Genomic DNA, 26,827 nt, shown 5'->3' with positions numbered 1-26,827 from the left:
CCCGGTGGACAACAACGGAGCAACTGACCATGAAATCCTGGATCAAATACGCAGTCGGGGTGTCGCTCGCCGCCATGATGGCGGCGCCTGCCGCCGCTGCCGACCTGACCATCGGCTTTGCCGTCCCCTCGATGGCCGATTCCTTCTGGACCTCCGCCACATACGGAGTCGAGAAGGAAGCAAAGGCGGAGGGTGTCACCCTCATCAAGCTCGACGCCGGCGCCAACACCAACGTCACGCAGCAGACCGCCCAGATCGGCGACCTGATCCAGCGCGGCGTCAACGCCATCATCATCGGCGCGACGAACGGTGACGCCATCAAGCCGATCACCGAGCGCGCGATCGCCGCCGGCATTCCGGTCATCGGCTTCTCCAGCCCGCCGTCGACGGACAAGCTCGCCTCCTATATCGGCGCCGACCACTACGACATGGGCAAGCTGCAGGCCGAATGCCTCGGCAAGGCCATGGGCGGCAAAGGCAAGGTCGCGATGATGTCCTTCATCGAGGGCCAGATCTGGGCCGACCTTCGCGCCAAGGGCTTCAAAGAGACGATGGCCAAGAACTATCCCGAGATCGAGATCGTCGCCGAAAACCGCCGCGCGGTCGGCCGAGCCGACGGCATCACCGCCGCCGAGGACCTGATCCAGCGGTTCCCCGACATCGGTGGCTTCTACACCACCGTCGACGAGCTTGGCGCCGGCGCCGTGACCGCCATCAAGGCGGCGGGCAAGGCCGACAGCATCAAGGTCTCGACCTCCAATCTCAGCGAAGTCGCGCAGCAGATGATCGAAAGCGGCGATCTTGCCTGCACCTCGATCCAGAAGATCGTCGAGCAGGGCGAGAACGCCCTCAAGGAGGCCGTGAAGGCCGCCGAGAAGAAGCCGACGGAACCGGCCGTCATCCTGTCGGCGCTGCTGGTCACCAAGGACAACCTGCACACGATCGACCTCGGTCCCGTGTCGGCCCCGGCCGACTATCGCCCCTGAGGTTTCTAAGCGCCCAAGGCGGGCACGTCCCGCTGCGAACACAAGGCTCCGCCGGCGCGCCCGGCGGAGCCACCCCGTCAAGAATGAGGACAGTCTGATGAAGATCGAGGGCAATCCTCGCTTCGGCTACAGCTCCATTGTCTCACGGCCCGATTTCACCTGGCCGGACGGCAAGCGGCTCGCCGTCTACGTCGCGCTTTGCGTCGAGCATTTCTCCTACGGCACGGGCATGGGCCTTGCCTACTCGCCGGGCCTTTCGCACCCGAATTCCTATAACTGGGGTTGGCGGGAATATGGCAATCGCGTCGGCGGCTGGCGGCTGATCGGCCTTTTCGAAGAGCAAAAGCTGCCGCTTACCGTGCTCCTCAACAGTTCCTGCTACGAGCATTGCCCGGAGCTCGTCTCGGCCTTCTCCAAGCGCGGGGACGAGATCGTCGCGCACGGCTATACGAACTCCGAGCATCCGAACGGAATGTCCGAGGAGGAGGAGCGCAAGACCATCGAGAAGGTCACGAAGGCGATCCGTGAGGCCGAAGGCAAGCCGCCGGCGGGCTGGATGAGCCCCGGTGCGCATCCGAGCCGCCACACCGAGGACCTTCTCGCCAAGGCCGGCTACAAGTACACGCTCGACTGGCCGATGGACGACCAGCCGGTCTGGATGAAGACCGACGGCGGGCCCCTGCTCTCGGTTCCCTACCCCCATGAAGTCAACGACGTGCCGATGGTCATCCTTCACGACGGGACGGGCCAGGCGTTCGCCGACATGGCCATCGACAACTTCGACGAGATGCTCGCCCAGTCGGAAAAGCAGCCGCTCGCCTACGGCATCACCATCCACACCTTCATCGTCGGCCAGCCGTTCCGGCTGCGCCAGTTCCGCCGGGTGCTGGAGCATATCCAGAAGCACAACGACAAGGTCTGGTTCACGACCGCGGGCAATATCGCGGACCACTATGCGGGCCAGTTCCCGCCCCCTGCTGGAGGAAGCAATCCATGACAGCCGCTCTCGCTGTCCGGCCACAAGAAGAAACGCGCGTTGCCATCGCCGGGCTCGGGGCCATCGGCGTCGGCCTGTGCAAGGCGCTGCATGACGGCATTGCCGGCTTCCGCCTGACCGCCGTTTCCGCCCGCGACCTCGACGCGGCACGCGAACGCCTCGCCTATCTCGGTCCGTCGGTCGCCTTCGTTCCGATTGCCGAGCTGGAGGGTCTTGCCGATATCGTCATCGAATGCGCTCCGGCGGCGCTCCTGCCCGAAATCGTCGGCCCCTTCGTCAAGGCGGGCAAGACGGCCTTCGTCCTGTCCTGTGCGGCGCTGCTCGGCAACAGCGAGCTGGTCGATCTTGCCGAAGCCCATGGCGGCCGCATCATCGTGCCGTCCGGCGCCATTCTCGGGCTCGATGCCGTCAACGCCGCCGCTCAGGGTAAAATCGAGTCCGTGCGCATGGTCACCCGCAAGCCCGTGACCGGCCTCAAGGGCGCGCCGTTCCTTGTCGAGCAAAATATCACCATCGACGAGATCACCGAGCCGCTGCGCATCTTCAAGGGAACCGCGCGGCAGGCCGCCGTCGGATTTCCGGCGAACCTCAACGTCGCCGTCGCGCTGTCGCTGGCGGGTATCGGGCCGGACAGGACGGAACTGGAAATCTGGGCCGATCCGTCGCTCAAGCGCAACGTTCACAACATCCAGGTGAAGGCCGACAGCGCCGAATTCGAGATGACCATCGAGAATATTCCGTCGGATAACCCCAAGACGGGACGCATCACGGCCTTGTCGGTCATCTCCGCGCTCAAGAAGATGAAGGCCCCCCTGCGGATCGGAGGCTGAGGTGGCATGAGCAGTGACAATGAGGCGATGGAGGCGGAGGAACGGTTCCAGCGCCTCTATCGCTCGCTTGCAAAGGGGCGCATCGCCGAGGGGCGCGGCGAGGCGCCTTTAAGCCTTGAGCGGCCGGACCGGGAGCAAGCCCTTCTCGATCCGACCGAGGCACAGGAGCGCTTCGGCTGCTTCATCGACATCTTCGACGAACCGGCGGACCGGAAGGGCGATGCCTTCCGGATCGCTATCAAGGACGTCTTCGCGTTCGACGGCCACAGGCCGTCGGCGGGCGTTCCCTCTCATCGATTTGATTTCGGACTGACGGACAGTCCGGTGATCCGGGTTCTGAGGCAGGCCGGCGCGCAGATTGCGGGCACGACCCATCTCTGCCCCTGGTGCTACCTGCCTCACGAAGAAAATCCCTATCTGCCGATGCCCACGCATCCGCTTGGGGAGGATCTGCTCATCGGCGGTTCCTCCAGCGGGTCGGCCGTCGCGGTTGCAGCCGGTATCGTCGATGCGGCGCTCGGAACCGACACGGGCGGGTCGGTCCGTATTCCGGCCGCACTTTGCGGTCTCTACGGCTTGAAGCCGAGCCGCGACCGGATTTCCACCGCCGGGGTGATGCCGCTCAGCCAGACCAACGACACGGTCGGCATTCTCGCGCGCAGCCCCGATCTCGTGGCGCAGGTCTTCGACGTCCTTCGCGGCGACCGGGTCGAGGACATGGGCTTCGATCCGGCGGCTTCATTTGCCGTACCGGACGGCGCCTTCGACAGCGTTGCACCGGAAGTGGTTCAAGCCGGCACGGCGCTGTCGAACCGGCTTACCGATCTCGGACTGAGCCGGACCGCGACAGATGCCCTGCCCCTCGACGAGCTCAACGGCTGCGCGAGCGTCGTGACCGGCTTCGAGGCCGCCAGACTTCACAGGGAGTCTCTGGCGCGGTTTCCGGAGGACTACAAAGGGGCGTCCGGAGAACGACTTGCCGTCGCCCTGGAATTCACCGCCGCCGACTACGCGCAGGCCCTGGCGCAGCGGGCGGACCTCTTCGAGGCGGTCATGGAGCGTTGCTTTGCGGGCGCCGATTATCTCGTCATGCCAGTCTCAAGGCATTACGCCCTGACTCGGACGGCGTTCTATGCCGGCTGGACGGGAGGCGGACTTGATCTGCTGTCGCTCAATCGCTGGGTCAACCTGCTCGGCCTGCCGTCGATCAGCATTCCCGTCGACGTCGCGGTGCTTCCGGTCGGTATCCAGATCGTCGGGCGTCCGCATTCGGACGAGACGCTCATCGAACTCGCGCGCAAGCTCGCTGACTGAATCTTCAAAAGGTGCCACGCCGCGCCAGCCTTTGCAGGCGCGGCGCATAAGATCAATAGCCGCGCCGAACGTCGATGACCGGGGGCAATTGCCCGGTCGCGCGGTAGGATTCGATATTTCCCGCGACGATGGACGCCGCCGTCTCCGGCATGGTCGGCGCGGAGATATGCGGCAGAACCGTTACCTTGGGATGACGCCAGAACGGCGCCTCGGCAGGAAGCGGCTCGGTCGCGAAGACATCCAGCACCGCATGGTCCAGCCGACCCTCGTCGAGCAAGGCGATCAAGTCGTCGTCGACAATGATGGGACCACGGCCAAAGTTGATGAGGCTTGCGCCCGGTTTGGCCTTTTCGAGTGTGGCCCGGTTCAACAGCCCGCGCGTTTGGGCCGTCAAGGGCAAAAGGCAGACGATGATATCGCTGGTGCCGAGGAGCGTTGCGAGACCCGTGTCACCCGAGACTGTCTCGACGCCCTCGATTTCCTTCGGCGAACGGCTCCACCCCGCAACTTGAAACCCGGCGTCGAGCAGTCGTGCCGCCGAGGCACGGCCAAGTTCGCCAAGGCCAAGGAGGCCGACCCTCACCGTCGAGGGATGGCGATAGTCCTGCTGCTGCCAGACCGCCTCGCGTTGCTGCGCCAAATAGCGCGGCATGTCGCGGTGCAGATAGTAGGTCCAGGCAAGAACCGCCTCGGCCATGACGCGCGAAAGCTCGGGATCGACCAGCCGCACGATGGGCGGCGCCGTCTCGCCAAGTTCGGCGACAAGGCGCTCCACGCCGGCCCACAGGCTGTGGATCCAGACAAGCCCCGGAAGCTGCCTGACATGGTCCGGATCGGGATTGGCGACGATGGCGATCTCGGCCTCGGCGCGCTGGCTGTCGCTCATCGCATCGAATGGAAGGATGGTCTCGGCCGGCAGCCGCTCGCGCAGCAGCGCCAGCCAGTCCTCTTCTCCCTTGCGGTCGATACGGGTGACGAGTGCGATGGGGCGCGTCATCTCACGACCTCCCATCAATGCGCGAAGACGCCGTCAAAATCCTTGAACCCCTTGATCTCGATGGGATTGCCGCTCGGATCGAAGAAGAACATCGTGCGCTGCTCGCCCGGTTCGCCCTCAAAGCGGATCACGGGCGGAATGTCGAATGCGATACCGGCCGCCGTCAACCGATCGGCCATGGCGAACCAGTCGTCAAGCGGCAGCACAAGACCCAGATGCGGCATCATCACCATGTGGTCGCCGACCTTGCCGGTGCGCGTCACTTCGAAGGGCTTGCCGAGATGCAGGGAGATCTGGTGGCCGAAGAAATCGAAGTCGACCCAGGTGTCGGTGCTACGCCCTTCCGGACAGCCGAGAACGGTGCCGTAGAAATGGCGCGCCTCGTCGAGATCGGTGACGTGGTAGGCGAGATGGAAAAGCGAGCGCATGCGGGTGTCTCCGTTCACATTGACACCGGCATAGCAATGATGGACACAAACATAAACTTCGTTTTCTGACCTCTCAGAGGAAGTATTTGCTTTGGATACGCGGTTTCTGGAGAGCCTGCTGGCTGTGGTGGAGACGGGCTCGATCGCGGGGGCAGCGAGACGCCAGAACCTGACCGCGACGGCCGTCAGCCAGCGCATGCGCGCCCTTGAGCAGGAGCTCGGATGCGAGCTGCTTTCACGGGGCGCCCACAGCGCCGCGCCGACGGAAGCCTGTCTTGCGCTTTTGCCGCGCGCGCAGGCATTGCTGCGGGAAGCGAGCCTGCTCCATGCGGACGTCAGGCGGGAGTCGCTTTCGGGCGAAATGCGGATCGGCGCCATTTCGACCGTTCTGACCAGTCTCGTGCCTCACCTGCTGCATGAAAGCGCCGACAAGGCCCCTGACCTCAAGCTCAAGCTCCTGCCGGGATCGTCGTCGCATCTTTACGAGCAACTGGTCTCCGGCCAGATCGACGCCGCGATCCTGGTCACCCCGCCATTCACCCTGCCGAAGACGCTCACCTCCGTGCCGCTACGCTCGGAACCGCTGGTTTTCATCTCGGATGGGGCCCCAACCCGGCGAACGGTCAGCGCGCGCGTCGCCGAAGAGCCCTTCATCCGCTACGATTCCTCATCCTGGGGCGGGCAGTTGGCGCAGGCCTATCTGCGCCACCTCAGGCTGGAGCCCGATGTTCGTTTCGATCTCGACGCTCTCGAGACCATCAGCCTTCTCGTTTCCAAGGGCCTCGGCAACGCGCTGGTCCCGTTCTGGCCCGGCCTGGAACAGACAGGCGTGGCACTCACCGAATTGCCCGACGCGCAAGCCTTCGCGCGCGGCATCGTTCTTCTTCACGCCAGCCTGCCGGCACGCCCCAGGGCCATGGGTCTTCTGAGGGACATCGCGGTTTCCGCCGCCAGCGAGATCGGCCCTTCGGCCTTTGCCGCCGGCGGCTGATTGCCCCGATGTGGATCGCTGGATGGAGGCGAGCCGCCTGCCCTTCGCGGGCCGGCTGTCGCCGACCCGCCTCGTCCGCTTTCGCCTCATGCCTCCGTTCAGCCCGTGTGGTGGACCTCCTGCAGACCGTAGACCGGCGTCGGGATGCCTTCCATGCGCGCCTTGAGCTGCAGGGCGAGATATTGCGAATAGTGACGCGACTGGTGGAGGTTGCCGCCATGGAACCACAGAGCTTCCTGCTGCGTCGGCTTCCACATGTTGCGCTGCTCGCCTTCCCACGGACCGGGGTCCTTGGGCGTATCGGAGCCGAGGCCCCAGACCTTGCCGACCTTGTCGGCGGTCTCGCGGTCGATGAGGTCGGCGACCCAGCCGTTCATCGAGCCGTAGCCGGTGGCGTAGACGATGACGTCGGCCGGGATTTCCTTGCCGTTGTCGAGCTTCACGGAGTTCTCGGTGATCTCCTCCACCTGGCCGGTCACAAGCTTGATCTTGCCGTCGATGATGAGCTGAGAGGCGCCGATGTCGATGTAGTATCCCGAGCCGCGACGCAGATATTTCATGAAGAGGCCGGAGTCGTCGGGACCGAAATCGAGCTGGAAGCCGGCCTTCTCCAAGGCGGCATAGAACTCAGCGTCGATCTCGCGGATCTTGTCGTAAACCGGCTTCTGGAAGGTGTGCATGATCCGGTAGGGTAGCGACGCGAAGATGAGGTCCGCCTTGCCGGTCGTCATGCCGGCTTTCACCGCGCGCTCGGAATAAAGATCGCCGAGGCCGATCTCCATCAGCGGCTCGGAGCGCACGATATGGGTGGTCGAGCGCTGCACCATGGTGACGTCGACGCCGTTCTCGTAGAGCGCGGCACAGATGTCATGCGCTGAGTTGTTCGACCCGATCACCACCACCTTCTTGCCCTTGTATCCGTCCGGTCCCGGATGCTGGGAGGAATGGTGCTGCTCGCCCTTGAACTTATCCATGCCCTTGAAATGCGGGATGTTGGCCTTGCCGGACATGCCGGTCGCGAATACGAGTTGCTTCGGCTTCAGGACGATCTCCTTGCCGTCGCGCTCGACAACCACGGTCCATTCCTTGGTCTTTTCGTCGTAGCTCGCCTTCTTGGCCGTGGTGCTCGACCAGTAATTCAGCTCCATGACCTTGGTGTAGAACTCGAGCCAGTCGCCGATCTTGTCCTTCGGCGCGAAGACGGGCCAGTTCTTGGGAAAGTCGATATAGGGCAGATGGTCGTACCAGACCGGGTCGTGCAGGCAGAGCGACTTGTAGCGCTTGCGCCAGCTATCGCCAGGCCGTTCGTTACGCTCGATGATGATGGTCGGCACCTGAAGCTGGCGCAGACGGGCGCCGAGCGCGATGCCGCCCTGTCCGCCACCGAGGATCACCACATAGGGCTGCTTGGTGAAGCCGAGGGTTTCGGCTTCCTCCTCGCGTTCTTCCTTCCAGGTCTTGGCGCCGATCTGCACGCCGTGCTTTGCACCGAGCGGACGGGTGAAGCCGGCCTTTTCCTCAAAGCCCTTGAGTTCCACCATGGTGGTCAGGAGCGTCCAGATCAGGCCGTCCTTGACCCGGATCAGGCCATAGCCGCGCGCAACCTCGGTCTCAAACGAGATCCAGGCTTCCATCAGCCCGTCGGACTCGGTTGCGGACTCTCCCTCGGCGACGTGCCAGTTGCGCGGCTTGGCGGTGGCAAGGCAATGGGTGAGCATGTCGCGCACCTCGTCCTTGCCCTCGACCGTCTTGATGTTCCAAGTGAATGTGACGAGGTCGCGCCAGTAGCATTCCGCGGCGAACATCTCCACGGCGGCGTCGATCTTGCCTGCGGTGAGCGCTTCCTCGAAGCGTCCCAGGAACGTCTCCATGCGCGCGGTCGGTGTCTTGTCGAGCATCCGTTTCCTCCAACTTCTTTTTGGCTACGCGGCTTGCCGCCGCGTTAGAGCCACGAAGGCGCAACGGACGTGCCATGAGCGCAAATCCGTCAGGAAACTCGAGCGATCAATGCGTTAGAGACGAACCCGGACTTGCGAGTGCGTGGCGTTTCGTGGCGCGGTGCCACAGCTGTGGCGCCACGGTCTGCCCTACCCGGCCGACAGGCGCCGCAGGCGCCGATGGACGGTGGAACGGTCGACGCCGAGCCGGCGGGCAAGTTCCGAAACGTTGCCGCCGCAGGCCGCCAACTGGTCGAAAATTTCCAGCCCCGGCCTGTTCCTCATCGGCGGCGTCTCGGCCTTCGGCCGGCTCAGTTGCTCAGGAAGGTCATCTGGACCGATCTCGCCGTCATCGCTGAAGGCCGCTGCGACCCTCAGCGCATTGGCAAGCTCGCGCAAATTGCCCGGCCAGGGGTGGGCCTTCAAACTGCGGCGGGCGGCGGCAGAAAGGCGCAAGGGGGCGCCGTGTTCCTGCGCGACCCGCCGCAACATGTGATCAATCAGCCCGTCGAGGTCGCGGCGTTCGCGTAGCGGCGGAAGGCTGAGCGTCGCCGCGTTGAGCCGGAAATAGAGATCCTGCCGGAAGCGGCCGCTTTCCACCAGCGCCTCCAGCCGATGATGAGATGCGGAGATCAGCCGGAATCTGACCGGTCGCGGACGGTGCGCGCCAACGGGCGTCACTTCGCCCTCGGCGAGGACGCGCAGGAGCCGGGCCTGAAGGCCGAGCGGCATGTCGCCGATCTCATCGAGGAACAGGGTGCCGCCATCGGCCGCCTCGATGAGACCCTGCTTGCCGCGCGGCGCTGCCCCGGTGAAAGCGCCGGGCGCATAACCGAAGAGTTCCGATTCAATCAGGCTCTCCGGGATCGCGGCGCAATTGACCGCCACGAACCGGCCTGCGTCGGGGTGGCTGTCGTGTATGGCGCGCGCGAGGTATTCCTTGCCGGCGCCCGTTTCGCCCTGAATGCAGATAGGGATATCGCGGCCGACGAGCTTGCTGGCGCGAAGCTGCACCGCCTCCATCGCCGGATCGCCGAAGCTGAGTTCGCGCAGGACACGGGGCACGCGCGGCGCCGGCACCGGCGTGCCGCGCAGCCGCTCGACGGGCGCGATGGCGCTGGCAAAGAGCGCCGCACTGGAGCGGGTCCGGAGCACCCTTTCGCCGTCGGGCTGGCCGCGCATCAGTTTGGGCAGGTCGTCGACGTCGATGTCGAGGAAGCGCGAGATCCGTTCGCCGACCAGCGAACGCATGACGCCGTCGCCAAGGTCGAGCGTGCGGGCAAGGGCGCGAAAGCCGCCATGGGTCATGCCTGAAATCCGGCCGGAGGCATCGATGGAAATCGCCGCCTCCGGATCGACATCCAGAAAGTCCGGCGATCGCGACAGGCGGAGAATCCAGTCGTTGCGCGTGCGCGCCATCAGGTTGGAAAGCTCGATGCGCCGCGCGGTGGTCGCGACCAGATGCATGGCAAGCTGCTGGCTTGCCTTGGCGGTCGGCGAGCGCAGCTGCGAGATGTCGAGCACGGCGGTCAGGTCGCCGAGCGTATCGTAGATCGGCGCGGCCGTGCAGGTCAGGCCGATATGGCTCGTGTCGAAATGATCGTCCTGATGGATGATCACGGGCTCGCCGGAGACGATGCACGCTCCGACCGCGCAGGTGCCGGCGCGGTGCTCGGACCATTCCGAGCCGAGATAGAGCCCGGCGCGGCGCAACTGGTTGTCGAAGGTCGGATCGCCCATGAAATCGACGGTGACGCCGCGCGCATCCGACAGCAGCAACACATAGGCCTGGTCCTGGACATGCCGGAAAAGACCCTCGACGGCGGATCGGCCAATGCGGATCAGTTCCTCCGCCTCGTCGCGATGTTCCTTGAGCTCGGTTTCGGGCAGGATATAGGCTTCCTGCGCTTGGGTCGGATCGAGGCGATAGTCGTTGAGGCACCTCAGCCACGACTGCAGCACCGGCGTATCGCGCCCGCTTGGATCTCCCCGTCCGACGCGCTCCAGTTCCTGAACGTGCGATTTCGCCGAGACCATGGTGCTTGCCCTCACGCGCGGCCGAGACCGTTTATTTAATCGTTCTAGTTGGGCGTCAGCGTTTCAGATAATCGCGGCTGCTTCAAGGGTGCGATCCGTCGCGTCCGGCAAGGGCATTGCAGCACGCATGGCGGTCAGAGCCGGTCAATTGCCGTCTTCCCTGCGAATAGAGCCAGCCTGCGAACAGACCCGGATTGCACGTGGCGACATTACCAGGCGTCAACCACAGACGGATCGCCGGCTAGTGTCTCCTGCCGGCAGTTCCCGACATCGATCACTGAACATCTTGGCCCTCGGCGCGTTGGTCCTTCTCCACAATCACGATCCGATCCGGGGCATACACCTTGCTGAAAGCAATGAACGAAGACGCGCACTACGAAACGACGGCTGCCGGCTCGCTGCTGCAGCCGGGCCGGAATATCTGGACCAAGGCCAGGGCCGACAGGGCCGGCGTCCTCGTGGACGCGGCCAATTACTACGGCGCCCTTCGCCAGGCCATGCTCAATGCAAAGCGGACGATTCACATCGCCGGCTGGGACATCGACAGCCGAATGCGGCTCGTCGGCCCCTCCAACGAGGCGGACGACGGTCTGCCGGAGACGTTCGCCGACTTCCTGACGGCTCTTGTGCGGCGCAACAGGCGCCTGCGCATCCGCATCCTGCTGTGGGACTATTCGATGGTCTTCTCGCTGGAACGCGAACTCGTGCCGGTCTATTCGCTGCTCTGGAATACGCCGCCACAGATCGAGTTCTGCCTGGATGACGCATGCCCGGTTGGCGGCTCTCACCATCAGAAGATCGTCGTCGTCGACGACAGCGTCGCTTTTTGCGGCGGCATCGACATCACGCGCCGGCGCTGGGATGTGCCGAACCATGCGGCGGACGACTCGCGCCGGGTCGACCCCAATGGCGAACGCTATGCACCTTTCCACGACGTCCAGATGGTTGTTGACGGCGAGATCGCCTCCTCTCTCGGCGACATCTTCCGGCGGCGCTGGGAGCGGGCGACCTGCGAACCGCTTCGAAAGCCGAAAAAGACGGGTCTTCTGGCCTCGTGGAAGTGCCAAGATCCATGGCCCAGCGCGGCAGGGATCGATCTTGAAGATGTCGAGATCGGGCTGGCACGCACCGAACCGCGCTACGGCCAGAACAGCGCGGTCCGCGAGGTCGAGGCGCTCTATTGCGACATGATCGATGTCGCCGAGACCTTCATCTACATCGAAAACCAGTTCCTGACCTCGGAGCTTGTTGCGCATCGCATGGTCGAGCGATTGAAGGCGCGGCCGGACATGCATGTCGTCGCGGTGACACCGAAGTCCTATCCCGGCTGGATCACGCAAGAAGCCATGGAAGGCGGCCGCTCGCGCTTCATGCGGATCGTCGCCGATCATGGCGTCGGCGACAGGGTGCATGTCGTCTATCCTGACGTGACCGACGATGGCGAAACGAAGCCCGTCTTCGTCCACGCCAAGGTCATGATCGTCGACGACCGGATCTTGCGGATCGGGTCGTCCAATCTCTGCAATCGGTCGATGGGCCTCGACACGGAATGCGACCTCGTGGTCGTTGCCGGGAATGAGGCGCAAGAGGCCGCGATCCGCCAGACGCGCTACCGGCTTCTGGGCGAACATCTAGGGCTCGAACCCAAGGAGTTGGAGGCGCACGCCGAGGAGGCCGGCACCTTCAAGGCGCTGATGGAAGCCCGCACGCAGTCCAGACGCACGCTGAAAACCGTCGAGCCGCCCGAAGGCAGCTTCATTCTTCCGATCGAGGCGATCGCGGACCCGTCCGAACCGCCAGACCGGCCGCTTTCGGCAAATGGCGAAAAAAGCTCCTTGCCGAAAATGCGGCATTTCCTGTGGGGAACCGTCGCCGTCTGCGGCGTGCTTCTCCTGATGTTCGTCTGGAACCAGTTGCCGCAGGCCCAGCCCGACCAGTTCACCAAAATTCTGGCGTCGATCGAAGACCAACCCTTCGCCCCGGCCATCGTGCTGCTTGCCTTCCTGGCCGGGGGGCTCGTCGCCTTTCCGCTCACGGTGATGATGCTTGCGACCATCGCCGTCTTTGGCGTCTGGCCCGGCGTGTTCCTGGCCGCCAGCGGGGCTCTGGCGAGCGCCATTCTCACCTATTTCGTCGGCCGGGGCCTGGGCACCAAGCTGTTGCGCCGCTATGTCGGTCCGCGGATCAACCGCGTTCGAAGGGCCCTCGCCCGATCCGGAATTCTCGCTGTGGCGACGATCCGGCTGATCCCGATCGCCCCCTTCACCGTGATCAATCTCGTCAGCGGCGCGGTCGGCATCCGTTTCGTCGACTACGTGCTAGGATCGATTCTTGGCCTCATGCCGGGAATCCTTGTCATGACCGTGCTCGGAAACCAGATCGTCGAGATATTCCGCGACCCATCGCTGGCCAACCTTTCAGCCGTTGGCGCGATCTTCGCCCTGTGGCTGTTCTTCTCATTGGGTCTGCAGGCGCTCGTCCGGCGCTATCGCGGATCGTCGCAATGACGGACATCGGTCCGTTGCCACGACCTGTTCCGCCAGCCTCGATCAGGCTGATGACCTGGAATATCCACGGCGGGATCGGACCTGACGGTGTCTTCGATCTCGACCGGATCGCGGCTCTCATCGAAAAGCACGCCCCCGATCTCGTCGCCCTGCAGGAAGTCGACACGCGCGGGCGCGGGCCGCAGGCACTGGCCCGTCTGCACGGCATCCACGGCCCGTCCAGCGGCCACCGCGCCGAAGCCCACACGATCACGGCGGAGGACGGCGACTATGGCAATGTCCTTCTCAGCCGCTGGCCGCTGGTGCGGTCCGCACGGCATGATCTCTCCCACGCGAACCGGGAACCACGGATGGCGATCGAAACGGTCGTCGATGGCCCGCACGGCCCCCTGCGCCTGATCGCGGTCCATCTCGGTCTTGCCATCACCGAGCGCGCCCGCCAGGCACGGCAGCTCCAGAGCATTGCCGAGACTGCCGAGACGGCCCCGACGGTGATGCTCGGCGATTTCAACGACTGGTTTTTTTGCGGCAAGGTGCGCCGGACGATGGCGAAAATCCTGCCTCTGCGCACGAGGCTCGCAACATTTCCGGCCGCACTGCCGCAGTTGCGCCTCGACCGGATCTATTGCGCCCGGCCGCTTCGCCTTTGCGCCGTCTGGACGGATCGCGAAGCGCGTCATTGCTCCGACCATCTGCCGGTCATCGCCGACATCAGCCTGCGCTGACGAACAAAGGCGTGGCCGGCAAACCCGGCGCAGTTTTGCGCCCCGCGCGGAATGCCTGCCTCTGGCCGTCAGCCGATAGTACGTATCCTGAATAATTGTCTGGCAGGCGAACCAGCTTCGCCCCTGCCCCATGTCCGGACGGCAATGGTGCCGCCTCCCCGGAGTTCCGGCCCCGCGAGAGCCGGAAGCACCAACTGCCCCCGCCAAGAAATTCGGCACTATTCCCAATAATTGCTCAAATTATTGACAGGCAATTCAAATAACGCCCCAAGGTTGCGCAACCTGCTCCGGGCGCATACGGATTTTCCCTCAGTTGCCGGGCTAAATCCGATCCGAACCAATCTGGCACGACCATTGCTCAGTATACTTACGAATATCAACGCTCGTCATGCCGGAGACGGGGCTTCTGGAAATCGGCATGCGCGCGCCTCGACGACCCGTCGTCGGTTCACCCGTGTCTTGCCGATTGATTTCCTTGCTGAAGGACAGGAGCTGCCCATGACGTCTTTCTCTGTTTCAACGCCTACCCTCGCCTCGCTGGCGTTGGGTGGTCTCCTTTGCGCGACGGCACTTTCGCCGGCCTTCGCATGGTCCCTCAAGGAGGCTGCCGAGCCCTACAAGGGCACGGAAATCCACATCCTCGACGAGGTGACGCCGCTGCAGGAGTCCTTTGCCAAGCTCGTTCCCGAGTTCGAGGCGGAAAGCGGCATCAAGGTCAACTACCAGCTTCTCAACCACTTCGAGGTGATCAACCGCGGCCAGGCGGACCTGCTCTCCGGGCGCGGCGAATATGATGCCGTCATGAACCACGGCCTGCAGTACGGCCTTCTTCTCGACGCCGGCGTCCTGATGCCGATCGACGACTTCATGAAGGATCCGAAGCTCGCCGACCCGGACCTCGATCTCGCCGACCTGATCGAGCCGGCCTATTCCTCGCTCGCCAACTACGGCGGCAAGACCTACAGCTTCCTCCAGTGGAACTACAACATGGTCTACTGGGGCCGGAAGGACCTCTTCGAGAACAAGGACGAGCAGGCCGCCTTCGAAGCCAAATATGGCTATCCGCTGAAGCCGGCCGAGACCTTCCAGCAGGTCCACGACATCGCCGAGTTCTTCACCCGCAAGTCGGGCGAGACGCTCGCCGGCAAGCCGCTCACCAGCGACTTCTACGGCATCGTCATGGAAGGCCTCAACGGCGGCACGACCTATGTCTCCGTCTGGGAAGTCTTCATCCGCAACATGGGCGGCAAGCTCTTCGATGAAGCGGGCCATCCGACCTTCGACACGCCGGAAGTCGTCAAGGGCCTGACGACCTGGTCCGATCTTTGGAAATACGCCCCGCCCGGCCAGGCCGAATACTCGCTGATCGACGTTCCGACGGTCATGGGCAACGGCATCGCGGCGCAGTCCATCGCCTACAGCGACTTCGTGCTCGGCATCGACCAGCCGGGTTCGTCCAGTCTCGCCGGCTCCTTCCTCTACGGTCCGACGCCGCGCTCGGCCGACGAGGGCGACGCTTACTTCAGCGCCGGCGAGCCGTCGGGCCTCACCATCTCGGCCCACAGCAAGAACCCGGAAGCGACCTACCTCTTCCTGCAGTGGGCGATCGAGAAGTCGACCCAGGAGAAGTTCCTTTCAAGCGGCGTCGGCGTGCCGATGCGCAACAGTTCCTGGCCGCTGCTGATCAAGGACGACAACCGCCTCGCCAACCTCTACGAGGCGATGCAGGGCAGCATGAAGGGCATTACCGCCACGCTGAAGATGCCGCGCTTCTTTGAAGTCTCCGACGTCATGAATCGCATCTTCCAGCAGGTCGGTCTCGGCAAGGTCACGCCCGAGGATGCGGCCAAGCAGCTGCAGCAGGAAGTCTCCGCCATCTGCGATCCCTGCGTCCTGCAGTAATCGCCTTCACGCCGCAATCGGTCGGCGCTCGCAAGGGCGCCGGCCTTCCCTGCCTTCAAGAACAGACGATCGCGATGGAACAGGCCAAGAGCACGACAGTACCCCAGACGGCGGATGGGCCGGCGGACGCAGCGCCCAAACGGCTGGCACATCACAAGGATTCGCCCTGGTATCCCTATCTGCTGATCGCGCCGACATTCCTGACGCTGCTGGTCGTCTCGCTCGTTCCCTTCCTCTACATGGCCTATATCAGCCTGCATGAGGCCCGGTACGGCAAGATCCGCGACTTCGTCTGGTTCGGGAATTTCGAAACGCTGCTGACCGACGGGCGCTTCTGGAACTCGATGGGCGTGGCCTTCACGGTCGTCGGCATCGCGGTGCCGATCGAGTTCATGCTCGGGCTCATCGGCGCGCTGGTGCTCAGCCAGAAGATCCGGATGCGCAACATCCTGATCCCGTTCCTCTTCATCCCCTCGATGATGGCTCCGATCATCGTCGGCCTCGTGTGGAAGACGATGCTCGCCGGCTCTTGGGGTTTCGTCTCCTACAATATTCTCGAGCACTTCGGCCTGCTCACCGATACGTCGGTCTTCGCCTCGCCGGATCTCGCGCTCTACGGCATCATCTTCGTCGACATCTGGGAGTGGACCCCGTTCATGGTCCTCACCTTCTTTGCCGGCATGCAGGCCCTGCCGGTGAACCCCTACCGCGCCGCCGCCGTCGACGGGGCGAACCCGGTGCAGATGTTCTTCAAGCTGACGCTGCCGATGCTCTCGCCGCTGCTCGTCGTAATCGGGATGCTGCGGGTGATCGACGCCTTCAAGATCTACGACACGATCTTCATCCTGACGAGCGGCGGACCGGGCATCACCACCGAGAGCCCCAGCATCCTCGGCTACAAATACACCTTCGATTTCTGGAACATCGGGCAGGCATCGGCGCTCGCCGTGGTGATCTGGGCGATCTTCTTCGTCTTCTGCAACATCTTCTACCAGGTCGCCAAGAAGCGCCTGAACGTCTTCTGAGCGGACGGGAGAACACGACGCCATGAGCGACATCGCAACCGCCACACCGCCGAAGGCAACCCAGCGCACCGACACCCGAGGGCTTGCCTTCACCGCCCTCGTCATCTGCTACGCGCTATTGATCCTCTTTCCCGTCTTCTGGATGTGGAGCCTTGCCTTCAAGCCGGAGAACGTCATGTTCGCCCGGCCCACGGTCTGGTTCTTCGAACCGACGCTCGATCACTTCCGCTACATGATCGAGAATGGCTACCACCACTATCTGATCAACTCGATCATCGTCGCCGGGCTTTCGACCGTCCTCGTCGTCATCCTCGGAACGCCCGCCGCCTATGCCTTCGCACGCTATCGGATGCGCGGGCGCGACGACCTCTTTCTCTTCGTGCTCGCCACCCGCATGGCGCCGCCGGTCTGCCTCGTCATCCCCTACTACCTCGTCTATTCGAAGATCGGGCTGCTCGACACCTACGCCGGCCTCATCATCGCGTATCTCACCTTCAACCTCTCCTTCTATGTCTGGGTGCTCTCCAGCTTCTGCCGAGACCTGCCGCTGGAACTGGAAGAGGCGGCGCGGGCCGACGGCTATTCCCGGCTCGGCGCCTTCGTGAAGGTGCTGCTGCCGCTGCTGAGGCCCGGCATCACGGCGACGGCCGTGCTCTGCTTCATCTTCGCCTGGAACGAGTTCATGTACGCCTTCCTGCTCGGCGGGCAGAACGTGAAGACGCTTCCCGTCGGCATTCCGAGCCTCATCACCACTCAGGGCGTGCGCTGGGGCGAGATGGCCATCATCGGCATGGTCGGCACGATCCCCGTCATGATCGTCGTCTTCGTCCTGCAGAAGCACATCGTTCGCGGCCTCACCATGGGCGCCGTGAAGGGATGACGATGCGCAATCGGGAGGCCGGACAGTGACGCATTTCGTATTGGTGCATGGCTCCTTCCACGGTGGCTGGTGCTGGACGTTCCTGACGCCGCACCTGATCGAGGCCGGTCATCGCGTCTCGACCCCCAACCTGCCGATGAGCGGCGGCGACCCCGCCCCGCTTGCGGAGGCGGATCTGGCGCACTATGCAGACCGCATCGCCGAGACCGTTATGGAGGTCGGGGAGAAGGTCGTGCTCGTCGGACACAGCATGGGCGGCATCGTCGCCTCGCAGGTGGCCGAACGTATCCCGGAAAAGCTCCGTGCAGTGGTCTACATCTGCGGGCTGATGCTGCGCTCCGGTGAATCCCTCGGCAGCTTCCTGGGCGAGGTCGCGCATCTTCAGGTCGAGGATCTGGTTCTGAAGAACATGCGCGTCGCGCCGGATGGTTTGACCGCGACCTTCCCGCCGGAGAAGGCGGCCGAGGTGCTCTACAACACCTGCACGCCGGAGGACGCGCGCTGGGCGGCCGAACGGCTGACGCCCCAGGCGACAAAGGTCTACGGCGAACCGCTCGCCCTGACGCCCGAGCGCTTCGGCAGCGTCAGGCGGTTCTACATCAAGGGCCTCAGGGACCAGGCGGTCGCGCCGGTCTACCAGGACACCATGATCGCCAATTCGCCCTGCGAGGAGGTGTTCGAGATCGACAGCGACCACTCGCCGTTCCTCTCCTGCCCTGCCCGCCTCGCCGGCATCCTGAAGGATGTCGCCGGCCGCACCGAGGCGTCGCCGAGCCGATGATCCAACTCTCAAGTCCCTCCCAGACGGACACCAGTACCCCCGCCATTGGAGCCAATGCATGAACCCCGCCTCCTACGACATCATCGACGGCATCCCGCACTACAAGTTGTTCATCGACGGGCAGTGGGTGTCGTCCTCGCGCAATGAACTGGCCGACGACTACAACCCGGCGACGGGGAAAATCTTCGCTCGCTCGCAGCAGGCCGGCGCGACCGAGGTCAAGGCGGCAATCGACGCGGCCGAGCGGGCCTTCGCGTCCTGGAGCCGGACGATGGTGGCCGAGCGCGAGGAAATGCTGCTCAAGGTCGGCGAGGTCATCAAGGCGCGCACGCCGGAGATCCGCGACCTGCTGATCGAGGAATGCGGCTCGGTCTTCGGCAAGGCGCTGTGGGAAATCGAGTATGTCGTCGACGCCATTCGCGCGGCGGCGGGTGATGCCCGCCACGTCATGGGCGAGACCATGCCGATGACAATGCCCGGGCAGATCTCCATCTCCGTGCGCAAGCCGCTCGGCATCGTCGCCGGCATCGCGCCCTTCAACTCGCCCTTCCTGCTCTGCATGAAGAAGATCGTCTACGCGCTGGCCGTCGGCAACACGTTCATCCTGAAGCCCTCCGAGGAGACACCGCTTTCCGGCGCGCTCATCGCCGATCTGTTCCAGGAAGCCGGGCTGCCGGCCGGCGTTCTCAACGTCGTTCCGGGCGTTCCGGCCGAGGTCGGCGACCTCTTGATGGCCGACCCGCGCATCCGCATGATCACCTTCACCGGTTCGACCCGCACCGGACGGCATCTTGCCGTCGAGGCCGCCAAGCACCTGAAGCGCTTCACGCTGGAAATGGGCGGCAAGAGCCCGCTCATCGTCCTCGATGACGCCGACGTCGACTATGCCGTCGACGCGGCCGCCTTCGGCGTCTTCCTTCACCAGGGGCAGGTCTGCATGGCCAACTCCAAGGTGATGGTCGAGACCTCGCTCTTCGACACCTTCAAGGAGAAATTTGTCGCCAAGGCCAAGGGCCTGACGGTCGGCGACCCGCGCGATCCTGAAACGGTCATTGGCCCGCTGATCCGGGCACGCCAGTGCGAGTTCATCGACGGCCAGATCAAGGACGCCGTCGAGAAAGGCGCTAAGGTCCTGACGGGCGGCACCTACGAAGGCCAGTTCTTCCAGCCGACGATCCTCGACGGCGTGACGCCCGAAATGCGCATCTACCACGAGGAAAGCTTCGGCCCGGTCGTCTCGCTGATCCGCGTCAACGACGCCGAGGAGGCCCTGAAGGTCGCCAACGATACGTCCTACGGCCTTTCGGCTGCGCTCATCACCAACGACATGCAGAAGGCACTCGATCTTTCGATGCGGCTGGAATCCGGCATGGTCCACGTCAACGACTGCACCATCTCCGACGAGCCGCATGTGCCCTTCGGCGGCGTCAAGAACAGCGGTTTCGGCCGCGAGGGCGGGCGCTATTCACTGGAGGAACTGACCGAGGTGAAGTGGATCACCCTGCAGATGGGCCAGCGGGCCTTCCCCTTCTGACGCCATAGGAAGAACAATCGTGACCACCTCCCCGCTCACAGGCCTGACCCACACCGTCGACGTGGCGGGGCGCGCGGTCGACCTGCCGATGGTTGCCATCAAGCCCGATCTTGTCATCGCGCTGATGATGATCATCGACATGGGCGTCGATTTCCTTGCCCATGTCGGCCGGGAGATCGCCGCCCGTCTGGCGCCGCTGCGGCCGGACGTGATCGTCGGGGCGGCAACGCTCGGCATTCCCATCGCGATCGAGGTCAGCCGGCAACTCGGTCTCGACAACTATGTCGTCTTGCAGAAGTCGCCCAAGCTGCATCTGCGCGATGCGTTGGAGGAGCGCGTGACGTCGATCACCTCCAACGGCGAACAGCGGCTGCTGCTCGACCGCCGGGCGGTGCCGCTGCTTGCAGGCCGGCGGACGGTCGTCGTCGACGACGTGGTGGCGAGCGGGGCAAGCCTCAGAGGCGCGATGGCTCTTGCGCGGGCGGCCGGCGCGGATGTCGTCGCCTCGGCTGTCATCCTCACCGAGAGCTATGCCTGGCGGGACGAACTCGGCGACGATGCCGAAGGCATCATCAGCCTCGGTCACATTCCGCAGTTCGAGCCCGACGGTGCGGGTGGCTGGAAACAGATTGCGGGAACATGACGGACCAACCCGTCAGCAGCATCGGATCAACGGCGCCGCAAGCGGCGCCACCTGGAGCCAAGTCATGACCACTGCATCCCTTTCCGCTCTGCGACCCGATCGCGAGTTGCTGGAAGAGACCATCCGCCCGGCCTACGACTTCATCGTCTGCGGCGCGGGCTCGGCGGGCTGTGTCGTGGCGCGGCGTCTGGCCGAGGATCCCAACGTCAACGTGCTCCTGATCGAGGCCGGCGGCAGCGACCGGGTTCCGGCGGTGATCGACTCGACGCTCTGGATGTCCAACATTGGATCGGAACGGGACTGGTGCTTTTCGGCCGAGCCCTCACCGACGGTGAACGGGCGCACGCCGCCGTTGCCGATGGGCAAGGTGCTCGGCGGCGGCTCCAGCATCAACGGATCCGTCTGGGCGCGCGGGCACAAGAACGACTTCGACTTCTGGGCCGAGGAAGCCGGCGATCCGGCCTGGAACTATGAGTCCGTCCTCGGCATCTACCGCCGGATCGAGGACTGGAAAGGCCCGGCCGACCCCAAGCGGCGCGGCAAGGGCGGCCTCCTCAGCATCCTGCAACCGGAGAATCCGGTGCCGCTCGTTGGCGGCCTGATCAAGGGCGCAGAGGCGATCGGCATTCCCTATGTCGACGACATCAACGGCGCGGCCATGGAGGGCGACGGCGGCTGCGGGCTTGCCAACGTGCCCGTGCAGGACGGCAACCAGCGCGTCTCGATGGCCGCGACCTATATCCACCCCTTCCTTGGCCGGCCCAACCTGCACGTCCTGCTCTGCTCCCAGATCACGCGGATCGTCCTTGAGGGAAAGCGCGCGACCGGCGTCGAGTTCGTTCGGCTCGGCAAGCGCTATGCGGTTTCAGCCGACAAGGAGGTCGTGCTCTCGATGGGCGCGATCAACACGCCGAAGATGCTGATGCTCGCCGGGATCGGCGATGAGAGCGAACTGAAGGGCCATAGCATCGAGGTCGTGCAGCACCTGCCGGGCGTCGGACGGAATTTCCAGGATCACATCCTGATGGCCGGCTGCTGCTGGGAGTACATCACGCCCGAGCCGCCGCGAAACAACGCCGCCGAATTCGTCTTCTACGCCAAGAGCGATTCCTCGCTGAAGACGCCGGACCTGATGCCGGTGCTGGAGGAAACGCCCTTCGGCAGCGAGGTCACCTCGAAGCAGTTCGACCTGCCGGTGGGCGCAGCCTCCGCATGGACGCTGGCGCCGGGACTTGCCCGGCCAGACAGCCGCGGCGAGGTACGCCTTGCCAGCACCGACCCCTTTGCCAAGCCGCGCATCTTCGCCAACTTCCTCAGCACGGACAGCGACATGAAGGCGATGGTCCGCTGCGTGGAGATGTGCCGCGAGATCGGCAACTCCGCGTTCTGCGCGCCCTATCGCAAGCGCGAGGTCATGCCCGGCAACCTCAAGGGCGTCGACATGGAGAACTTCATCCGCAACGCCGCCGGTACCTATTTCCACGAAAGCTGCACGGCCAAGATGGGCCGGGACGCGATGTCCGTCGTCGACGGATCGCTGAAGGTCTACGGCATCGACGGCCTACGCATTGCTGACGCCTCGATCATGCCCGCCATCTCCACCGGCAACACCATGGCCCCGACCGTCGTGATCGGCGAGCGGGCCGCCGAGATCATCCAGGCGGCGCACGGCCTCTCTCCGGTTGCCGCGTGACACCTCCGCCTCTCAAGACGCACCCTTTGCAAGGCCTCCAATGAGTATCTCGATCAAGAATGTCTGGAAGAACTACGGCGACGTGCCGGCGGTCCGCGACCTCAATCTCGACTGCGGCACGGGCAGGATGCTGGCGCTTCTGGGCCCATCGGGATGCGGCAAGAGCACGACGCTCAAGATGGTCGCCGGCATCGAGGAGGTCACGAGCGGCGAGATCTGGTTCGGCGACCGCGAGGTCTCCACGCTACCACCCGGATCGCGCAATATAGCGATGGTGTTCGAGGACTATGCCCTCTACATGCACCTGTCGGTCTTCGAGAACATCGCCTTTCCGCTGCGCCTGCGCCACCTGCCCGACAAGGAGGTCAAGCAGCGCGTCGGCACCATGCTGGACCTCCTGCGGCTCGGCTCGATTGCGAACGAAAAGGTGCGCCATCTCAGCGGCGGCGCCCAGCAGCGCGTCGCCATCGGCCGCGCCCTCGTTCGCGATCCGGATGTCATCCTCTTCGACGAGCCGCTGAGTCATATCGATGCCGACCAGAAGGCGCAGCTGCGCACCGAGATCAAGCGCCTGCAGCAGACGCAGGGCCTGACGTCGATCCTCGTGACGCACGACCAGACCGAGGCCATCGCCATGTCGGACGCGATCGCCGTCATGAACCACGGCGTTTTGCAGCAGGTCGGATCGCCGCAGGATCTCTACACCCACCCGGCCAACACCTTCGTTGCGACCTTCATCGGCGAACCGCCGATGAACCTGCTCAATGCGGCGGTCGAAGAGGAAGGTGGCATCCTGCGGCTGCGCGGCGCCGGCTGGTCGCTGGTGCTGTCGGAGGAGAAGGCCGCGCTCGTTCGCCAAAAGGCAATCCAGAGCCTGACGGTCGGCCTGCGGCCGGAGCACTTTAGCCTCGCCAACGGCGACGCCAGCCGTTCAACCGGCAAGGGCCGTCTTTCGGGCGAGGTCTATTTCCGCGAGCATCGCGGCGATACCGACGTGCTGCTTCTCGACATCGACGCGGGCACGCAGAGCGCGGACCATCGCGTTTCGGCGGACATTCCCGGACCGAGCGCCTTGCGCGAGGGCGACCGCGTGGAGCTTTCCTTCGACGACAGCCGCCTTTGCCTTTTCGACGCCGACAGCGGCCGCAACCTTCTCTTCTGACCCGGATTGACGAGCATGCAAGGACTTCAACTGACATCGCTGGGCAAGCGCTTCGACGGTGAGGCCGTTCTTTCCGGCGTCACGCTCGACATTCGCCCAGGCGAGATCGTCGCCCTCACCGGCCCCTCGGGCGCGGGCAAGACGACCACCTGCCGGCTGATCACGGGCCTCGAAATCCCCGATGAGGGACATATCGACCTCAACGGATCGCAACTCACGACGCTTCCGACGCACCACCGGCGCGTCGCGCACATGTTCGAGTCCTACGCGCTCTACCCGAACCTCAACGTCGCGCAGAATGTGTCCTTTCCGCTGACCTCGCCCGTACGGCGCGGGCAATACAAGCGCGACGAGATCGAGGCTCGCGTTGCCGAGTTGCTCGAAATGACGGAGATGGCGCATCTGCGCGCCCGCCTGCCGTCGGAGCTTTCCGGCGGCCAGAAGCAGCGCGTCGCGCTCTGCCGCGCGCTGGTGCAGGACGCGTCCATCTACCTGCTCGACGAGCCGATTTCGCATCTCGACGCCAAGCTGCGCAACGCCCTGCGCGGTCTCATCCGTCGGCGCCAGACCAAGAAGGATGCGCCGACGCTCTGGGCGACGCCGGATGCCATGGAGGCCCTCTCCATCGCCGACCGTGTCGCCGTGCTGATCGACGGCAAGGTGGAGCAGTTCGCCGAGCCGGAAGAAATCTACTACCGTCCGGCGACGACCGCCGTCGCCCGCCTCGTCGGCGATCCGGCGATGAACCTTTTTGCCGGCACGGTCTCGCAGGAGGGTGACGGTCTTCGCTTCGACAGCCCCGGCCTGTCTCTGACCTTGCCTGAGGATGCGGCCCGCCGAGTCGCCTCCGCCAACTCGCGCAGCCTGACGCTCGGCATCCGCCCCAACGCGATGGACATCCTCGGCCATGAGCCTCAGGGGGCCGCTGTTTCGATGCAGGTCTATGCCTGGGAACCCTTCGGCAAGTACAGCCTCGTCACAGCGCGGGTCGCGGACAACCTGATCCGCATCAAGACGGACCACGTCCACCCCTATCTTGCCAACGACACGATCAGCGTCGCGGTCGACGCGGAGCGGCTGGTGCTCTTCGACAGCGAGAGCCAGCGCGCGCTCTAGGCCGTCTGGAGATCGATCAGCGTCGCGAAAGGATTTTCTCCGCGGCTTTCAGCGCGAAGACATAACCATCCGGCCCTAGGCCCGCGATGACGCCGGTCGCTGCCAGCGACACATACGAGCGGTGATAGTGGGCCTCGCGGCGATGGATGTTGGAGATGTGGACCTCGATGATCGGTCCTGGAAACATCTTCAGCGCGTCGAGCAGCGCGATTGACGTGAAGGAATAGGCGGCAGGATTGATCACGATCGCGTCCGCGCCGTCGATCGCCTCCTGCACCCATTCCACCAGTTGCCCTTCATGGTTCGTCTGGCGAAAGTCGATCGGCCGATCCGGCAGCGCCTCGCGGCAAAGCGCCTCGACGTCTGCCAGTGTCGCCGTGCCGTAGATATGCGGCTCGCGCGTGCCGAGACGATTGAGGTTCGGTCCGTTGAGAACGAAGATCGGTCGGGTCATGGCAAGAGGCCTATCCGTTGTATCCAAGAAGCCGGGGTAGCCAGAGAACGGAGTCCGGGACGAGCGTCACGAAGGCAAGCGCCGCGAGCAGCGCGAGCAGGAACGGCAGGACGTCCCGGATCAACGGCAGCAGTCCAACGCGTGCCAGATTGGCGACGACGAAGAGCAGCAGGCCGTAGGGCGGCGTAATCAGGCCGATCATCAGATTGACGACGACCACCACGCCGAAATGCACCATGTCGATACCGAGCGCCTGCGCCGTCGGAACGAAGATCGGAACGATCACAAGAAGGATCGTGATGCCTTCGAGCAGACAGCCGAGAACGAGCAGGACCACGTTGACGAGGAGCAGGAAGCCGATTGGCGAGAGCTCATATCCGGCGATCGACGCACTGAGGGTCGCCGGAATGTTCTCGCTCGTCACCACATAGTTGAAGACCAGGGAGCCGCCGATCATCAGACCGATGGAAGCGCTTGACCGGGCGCTGGACAGCACGGCCCGGTAGACATCGCGAACCGAAAGCTCGCGGTAGAAGAGCGCGGAAATGAGAAAGGCGTAGAGCGCGGCGACGGCGGCAGCCTCGGTCGGCGTCGTCACGCCGCCGTAGATGCCACCAAGGAGGATCACCGGCATCATCAGGGCCGGGATCGCCCGAAAGGTGATTAGCGGCAGTCGCCGCACCGGAACCGGTTCCTCGACCGGGAACCCCCTGCGCCGGGCCATGACGCTGTTGATCGCCATCAGCATCGCCGCCATCAGCAGGCCGGGGACCGCACCGCCGAGGAACAGGTAGCCGATGGACGTATCGGAGACGAGCGAGAACAGAACCATCGGGATCGACGGCGGAATGATGGGCCCGATGACCGCCGAGGCCGCCGTGATCGCGCCGGCGTAGCTTGGGCTGTAGCGCCCGTCACGCGTCATCATGCCGATGATGAGCCGACCGACGCCGGCCGCATCGGCAATGGCGGACCCGGACATTCCGGCAAAGATCACGCTCTGGACGACGTTCACATGCCCGAGCCCGCCGCGGAAGCGGCCGACGAAGGCGTTGCAGAAGTCCAGCAGCCGTCCCGACAGGCTGCCGATGTTCATCAGTTCGGCCGACAGGATGAAGAGCGGGATCGCGAGAAGCACGAAGCTGCCCCTCAGGCCCTGAAGAAGCTGCTCGGCCGCGATCGAGACGTCCTGGCCCTGCATGAGCAGATAGACGATCGAACCGCCAATCATCGAATAGCCGATGGGCAGGCCGAGGATGGCCAGCGCCGTCATCGCCAGAAGACAGGCGTTGAAGGGATCGATGAAGCTCATTCTTCCCTCAGATGCGAGGGATCGGTCAAATCCGGCGTCCGGCCGCGAATGGCCTCGACGATGATCCAGGCGTAGCGGACGATCGCCGCGACCGCGAAGACGACGTAGATGGAAAAGACGTAGTTGAGCGGAATGTCGATGTAGGAGACCTTCTCGACCTTCATGAACTCCACATACTCGATCGTTGCCGGCAGCGACCTTGCCAGCAGCAGGATCAGCGCGAGGCCCGTGACCACGGCAAAGCCCCGGCGGACCCGATCGGGAACGGCGCCGTAGATGATGTCGAAGCGGATCTCGTCACGCTCCGTGACGACGAAGGCCGCGCCCCAGAGAACGAGCCACATCCAGGCCAGCGTGCTGACCTCGATCGTCCAGCCGACCGGCCAGGCGAGCACATAGCGAAACAGGATCTGCAGGATGAAGGAGATGAAGACGGCCGCGAGCAGCGCCGCGGCAACATTCTCCGCGCGCCGTCTCAGCCAACCAAGGAATCCAGGCAGGGATGGGTTCATGACACTGCTCGACCGCCTCGCCGGCATCCGGAAAGGATGCGTTTGCGGCGAAGCGCACAGACGC

The 26,827-nt window shown here is 64.4% G+C and carries 23 protein-coding genes; 16 read left to right on the top strand and 7 right to left on the bottom strand.

Annotated elements, in window-relative coordinates:
* Positions 1 to 29: 29 nt before the first annotated feature.
* The 4 genes from HDIA_RS10820 to HDIA_RS10805 all read left to right on the top strand — a co-directional run bounded on the left by HDIA_RS10820 (position 30) and on the right by HDIA_RS10805 (position 4,127).
* Positions 30 to 986, top strand: coding sequence for a TMAO reductase system protein TorT (locus HDIA_RS10820; protein ID WP_099556172.1), 957 nt, complete (start codon positions 30 to 32; stop codon positions 984 to 986).
* 97 nt (positions 987 to 1,083) lie between these two features.
* The gene (locus HDIA_RS10815) at positions 1,084 to 1,983 is read left to right on the top strand and encodes a polysaccharide deacetylase family protein (protein ID WP_099556171.1); all 900 of its coding nucleotides are present in this window, start codon (positions 1,084 to 1,086) and stop codon (positions 1,981 to 1,983) included.
* The gene (locus HDIA_RS10810; protein WP_099556170.1) at positions 1,980 to 2,813 is read left to right on the top strand and encodes an aspartate dehydrogenase; all 834 of its coding nucleotides are present in this window, start codon (positions 1,980 to 1,982) and stop codon (positions 2,811 to 2,813) included. The genes HDIA_RS10815 and HDIA_RS10810 overlap by 4 nt, the downstream gene beginning before the upstream one ends.
* A 6-nt stretch (positions 2,814 to 2,819) precedes the next feature.
* Positions 2,820 to 4,127 (top strand): amidase, encoded by a 1,308-nt coding sequence (locus tag HDIA_RS10805; protein WP_099556169.1) that lies wholly within the window; start codon positions 2,820 to 2,822, stop codon positions 4,125 to 4,127.
* Positions 4,128 to 4,179: 52 nt separating this feature from the next.
* Here the strand turns inward: HDIA_RS10805 and HDIA_RS10800 are convergent, their stop codons facing one another.
* The gene (locus HDIA_RS10800; RefSeq protein WP_099556168.1) at positions 4,180 to 5,124 is read right to left on the bottom strand and encodes a 2-hydroxyacid dehydrogenase; all 945 of its coding nucleotides are present in this window, start codon (positions 5,122 to 5,124) and stop codon (positions 4,180 to 4,182) included.
* 14 nt (positions 5,125 to 5,138) lie between these two features.
* Positions 5,139 to 5,552, bottom strand: a complete 414-nt coding sequence (locus HDIA_RS10795; protein WP_099556167.1) for a VOC family protein — start codon at positions 5,550 to 5,552, stop codon at positions 5,139 to 5,141.
* Between the two features lie 91 nt (positions 5,553 to 5,643).
* On the opposite strand from HDIA_RS10795, the gene HDIA_RS10790 reads away from it, so the two are divergent.
* Positions 5,644 to 6,543 (top strand): LysR family transcriptional regulator, encoded by a 900-nt coding sequence (locus tag HDIA_RS10790; RefSeq protein ID WP_099556166.1) that lies wholly within the window; start codon positions 5,644 to 5,646, stop codon positions 6,541 to 6,543.
* Positions 6,544 to 6,641: 98 nt separating this feature from the next.
* On the opposite strand, the gene HDIA_RS10785 is transcribed toward HDIA_RS10790, so the two are convergent.
* Both HDIA_RS10785 and HDIA_RS10780 read right to left on the bottom strand, forming a co-directional pair.
* The gene (locus HDIA_RS10785) at positions 6,642 to 8,441 is read right to left on the bottom strand and encodes an NAD(P)/FAD-dependent oxidoreductase (protein ID WP_099556165.1); all 1,800 of its coding nucleotides are present in this window, start codon (positions 8,439 to 8,441) and stop codon (positions 6,642 to 6,644) included.
* Between the two features lie 189 nt (positions 8,442 to 8,630).
* Positions 8,631 to 10,517 carry a sigma-54-dependent Fis family transcriptional regulator gene (locus HDIA_RS10780; RefSeq protein ID WP_099556164.1) on the bottom strand — a complete coding sequence of 629 codons (1,887 nt, stop codon included), beginning with the start codon at positions 10,515 to 10,517 and terminating at the stop codon, positions 8,631 to 8,633.
* A 356-nt stretch (positions 10,518 to 10,873) separates the two neighbouring features.
* Here HDIA_RS10780 and HDIA_RS10775 point away from each other — a divergent pair, with 356 nt between their 5' ends.
* The 11 genes from HDIA_RS10775 to HDIA_RS10725 all read left to right on the top strand — a co-directional run bounded on the left by HDIA_RS10775 (position 10,874) and on the right by HDIA_RS10725 (position 24,485).
* Positions 10,874 to 13,024, top strand: coding sequence for a VTT domain-containing protein (locus HDIA_RS10775; RefSeq protein WP_099556163.1), 2,151 nt, complete (start codon positions 10,874 to 10,876; stop codon positions 13,022 to 13,024).
* A complete protein-coding gene (locus HDIA_RS10770; RefSeq protein ID WP_099556162.1) occupies positions 13,021 to 13,749 on the top strand; it encodes an endonuclease/exonuclease/phosphatase family protein in 729 nt (242 codons plus the stop codon). Before HDIA_RS10775 ends, HDIA_RS10770 begins: the two co-directional genes overlap by 4 nt.
* A 498-nt stretch (positions 13,750 to 14,247) precedes the next feature.
* Positions 14,248 to 15,651: an extracellular solute-binding protein gene (locus tag HDIA_RS10765; protein ID WP_099556161.1), complete on the top strand. Its 1,404-nt coding sequence runs from the start codon at positions 14,248 to 14,250 to the stop codon at positions 15,649 to 15,651.
* Positions 15,652 to 15,725: 74 nt separating this feature from the next.
* Positions 15,726 to 16,676, top strand: a complete 951-nt coding sequence (locus tag HDIA_RS10760) for a carbohydrate ABC transporter permease (RefSeq protein WP_099556160.1) — start codon at positions 15,726 to 15,728, stop codon at positions 16,674 to 16,676.
* A gap of 22 nt (positions 16,677 to 16,698) precedes the next feature.
* Positions 16,699 to 17,556, top strand: coding sequence for a carbohydrate ABC transporter permease (locus HDIA_RS10755; RefSeq protein WP_099556159.1), 858 nt, complete (start codon positions 16,699 to 16,701; stop codon positions 17,554 to 17,556).
* A 25-nt stretch (positions 17,557 to 17,581) separates the two neighbouring features.
* On the top strand, positions 17,582 to 18,337 hold the full coding sequence (locus tag HDIA_RS10750; RefSeq protein ID WP_099556158.1) for an alpha/beta fold hydrolase: 756 nt from the start codon (positions 17,582 to 17,584) through the stop codon (positions 18,335 to 18,337).
* A 58-nt stretch (positions 18,338 to 18,395) separates the two neighbouring features.
* On the top strand, positions 18,396 to 19,871 hold the full coding sequence (locus HDIA_RS10745; RefSeq protein WP_173796213.1) for an aldehyde dehydrogenase family protein: 1,476 nt from the start codon (positions 18,396 to 18,398) through the stop codon (positions 19,869 to 19,871).
* Positions 19,872 to 19,890: 19 nt separating this feature from the next.
* Positions 19,891 to 20,514 carry a phosphoribosyltransferase family protein gene (locus HDIA_RS10740; protein ID WP_245884237.1) on the top strand — a complete coding sequence of 208 codons (624 nt, stop codon included), beginning with the start codon at positions 19,891 to 19,893 and terminating at the stop codon, positions 20,512 to 20,514.
* Between the two features lie 64 nt (positions 20,515 to 20,578).
* Positions 20,579 to 22,207, top strand: coding sequence for a GMC family oxidoreductase (locus tag HDIA_RS10735; protein WP_099556157.1), 1,629 nt, complete (start codon positions 20,579 to 20,581; stop codon positions 22,205 to 22,207).
* Positions 22,208 to 22,247: 40 nt separating this feature from the next.
* Positions 22,248 to 23,369: an ABC transporter ATP-binding protein gene (locus HDIA_RS10730; RefSeq protein ID WP_099556156.1), complete on the top strand. Its 1,122-nt coding sequence runs from the start codon at positions 22,248 to 22,250 to the stop codon at positions 23,367 to 23,369.
* A 15-nt stretch (positions 23,370 to 23,384) separates the two neighbouring features.
* Positions 23,385 to 24,485, top strand: coding sequence for an ABC transporter ATP-binding protein (locus HDIA_RS10725; RefSeq protein WP_099556155.1), 1,101 nt, complete (start codon positions 23,385 to 23,387; stop codon positions 24,483 to 24,485).
* A gap of 16 nt (positions 24,486 to 24,501) precedes the next feature.
* Here the strand turns inward: HDIA_RS10725 and HDIA_RS10720 are convergent, their stop codons facing one another.
* From HDIA_RS10720 to HDIA_RS10710, 3 genes are read right to left on the bottom strand one after another with little or no spacing between them, the layout of a single operon-like run.
* Positions 24,502 to 24,939: a type II 3-dehydroquinate dehydratase gene (locus HDIA_RS10720; RefSeq protein WP_099556154.1), complete on the bottom strand. Its 438-nt coding sequence runs from the start codon at positions 24,937 to 24,939 to the stop codon at positions 24,502 to 24,504.
* A 10-nt stretch (positions 24,940 to 24,949) separates the two neighbouring features.
* Positions 24,950 to 26,251 (bottom strand): TRAP transporter large permease, encoded by a 1,302-nt coding sequence (locus HDIA_RS10715; RefSeq protein ID WP_099556153.1) that lies wholly within the window; start codon positions 26,249 to 26,251, stop codon positions 24,950 to 24,952.
* Positions 26,248 to 26,763, bottom strand: a complete 516-nt coding sequence (locus HDIA_RS10710; RefSeq protein ID WP_099556152.1) for a TRAP transporter small permease — start codon at positions 26,761 to 26,763, stop codon at positions 26,248 to 26,250. Before HDIA_RS10710 ends, HDIA_RS10715 begins: the two co-directional genes overlap by 4 nt.
* Between the last annotated feature and the right edge of the window lie 64 nt (positions 26,764 to 26,827).

This window comes from Hartmannibacter diazotrophicus, assembly GCF_900231165.1.
Classification (GTDB): Bacteria; Pseudomonadota; Alphaproteobacteria; order Rhizobiales; family Pleomorphomonadaceae; genus Hartmannibacter; species Hartmannibacter diazotrophicus.
Note: the sequence above shows the minus strand (reverse complement) of the source record. Positions and strands in the feature narration are given on the sequence as shown.

Excerpts from the sequence above, each read along its gene's own strand:
- HDIA_RS10745 (WP_173796213.1), top strand. The coding sequence starts at position 18,396 with ATGAACCCCGCCTCCTACGACATCATCGACGGCATCCCGCACTACAAG.
- HDIA_RS10815 (WP_099556171.1), top strand. The coding sequence starts at position 1,084 with ATGAAGATCGAGGGCAATCCTCGCTTCGGCTACAGCTCCATTGTCTCA.
- HDIA_RS10720 (WP_099556154.1), bottom strand. The coding sequence starts at position 24,939 with ATGACCCGACCGATCTTCGTTCTCAACGGACCGAACCTCAATCGTCTC.
- HDIA_RS10725 (WP_099556155.1), top strand. The coding sequence starts at position 23,385 with ATGCAAGGACTTCAACTGACATCGCTGGGCAAGCGCTTCGACGGTGAG.
- HDIA_RS10730 (WP_099556156.1), top strand. The coding sequence starts at position 22,248 with ATGAGTATCTCGATCAAGAATGTCTGGAAGAACTACGGCGACGTGCCG.
- HDIA_RS10820 (WP_099556172.1), top strand. The coding sequence starts at position 30 with ATGAAATCCTGGATCAAATACGCAGTCGGGGTGTCGCTCGCCGCCATG.
- HDIA_RS10805 (WP_099556169.1), top strand. The coding sequence starts at position 2,820 with ATGAGCAGTGACAATGAGGCGATGGAGGCGGAGGAACGGTTCCAGCGC.
- HDIA_RS10775 (WP_099556163.1), top strand. The coding sequence starts at position 10,874 with ATGAACGAAGACGCGCACTACGAAACGACGGCTGCCGGCTCGCTGCTG.
- HDIA_RS10715 (WP_099556153.1), bottom strand. The coding sequence starts at position 26,251 with ATGAGCTTCATCGATCCCTTCAACGCCTGTCTTCTGGCGATGACGGCG.
- HDIA_RS10755 (WP_099556159.1), top strand. The coding sequence starts at position 16,699 with ATGAGCGACATCGCAACCGCCACACCGCCGAAGGCAACCCAGCGCACC.
- HDIA_RS10710 (WP_099556152.1), bottom strand. The coding sequence starts at position 26,763 with ATGAACCCATCCCTGCCTGGATTCCTTGGTTGGCTGAGACGGCGCGCG.
- HDIA_RS10780 (WP_099556164.1), bottom strand. The coding sequence starts at position 10,517 with ATGGTCTCGGCGAAATCGCACGTTCAGGAACTGGAGCGCGTCGGACGG.
- HDIA_RS10760 (WP_099556160.1), top strand. The coding sequence starts at position 15,726 with ATGGAACAGGCCAAGAGCACGACAGTACCCCAGACGGCGGATGGGCCG.
- HDIA_RS10735 (WP_099556157.1), top strand. The coding sequence starts at position 20,579 with ATGACCACTGCATCCCTTTCCGCTCTGCGACCCGATCGCGAGTTGCTG.
- HDIA_RS10770 (WP_099556162.1), top strand. The coding sequence starts at position 13,021 with ATGACGGACATCGGTCCGTTGCCACGACCTGTTCCGCCAGCCTCGATC.
- HDIA_RS10795 (WP_099556167.1), bottom strand. The coding sequence starts at position 5,552 with ATGCGCTCGCTTTTCCATCTCGCCTACCACGTCACCGATCTCGACGAG.
- HDIA_RS10800 (WP_099556168.1), bottom strand. The coding sequence starts at position 5,124 with ATGACGCGCCCCATCGCACTCGTCACCCGTATCGACCGCAAGGGAGAA.
- HDIA_RS10810 (WP_099556170.1), top strand. The coding sequence starts at position 1,980 with ATGACAGCCGCTCTCGCTGTCCGGCCACAAGAAGAAACGCGCGTTGCC.
- HDIA_RS10785 (WP_099556165.1), bottom strand. The coding sequence starts at position 8,441 with ATGCTCGACAAGACACCGACCGCGCGCATGGAGACGTTCCTGGGACGC.
- HDIA_RS10765 (WP_099556161.1), top strand. The coding sequence starts at position 14,248 with ATGACGTCTTTCTCTGTTTCAACGCCTACCCTCGCCTCGCTGGCGTTG.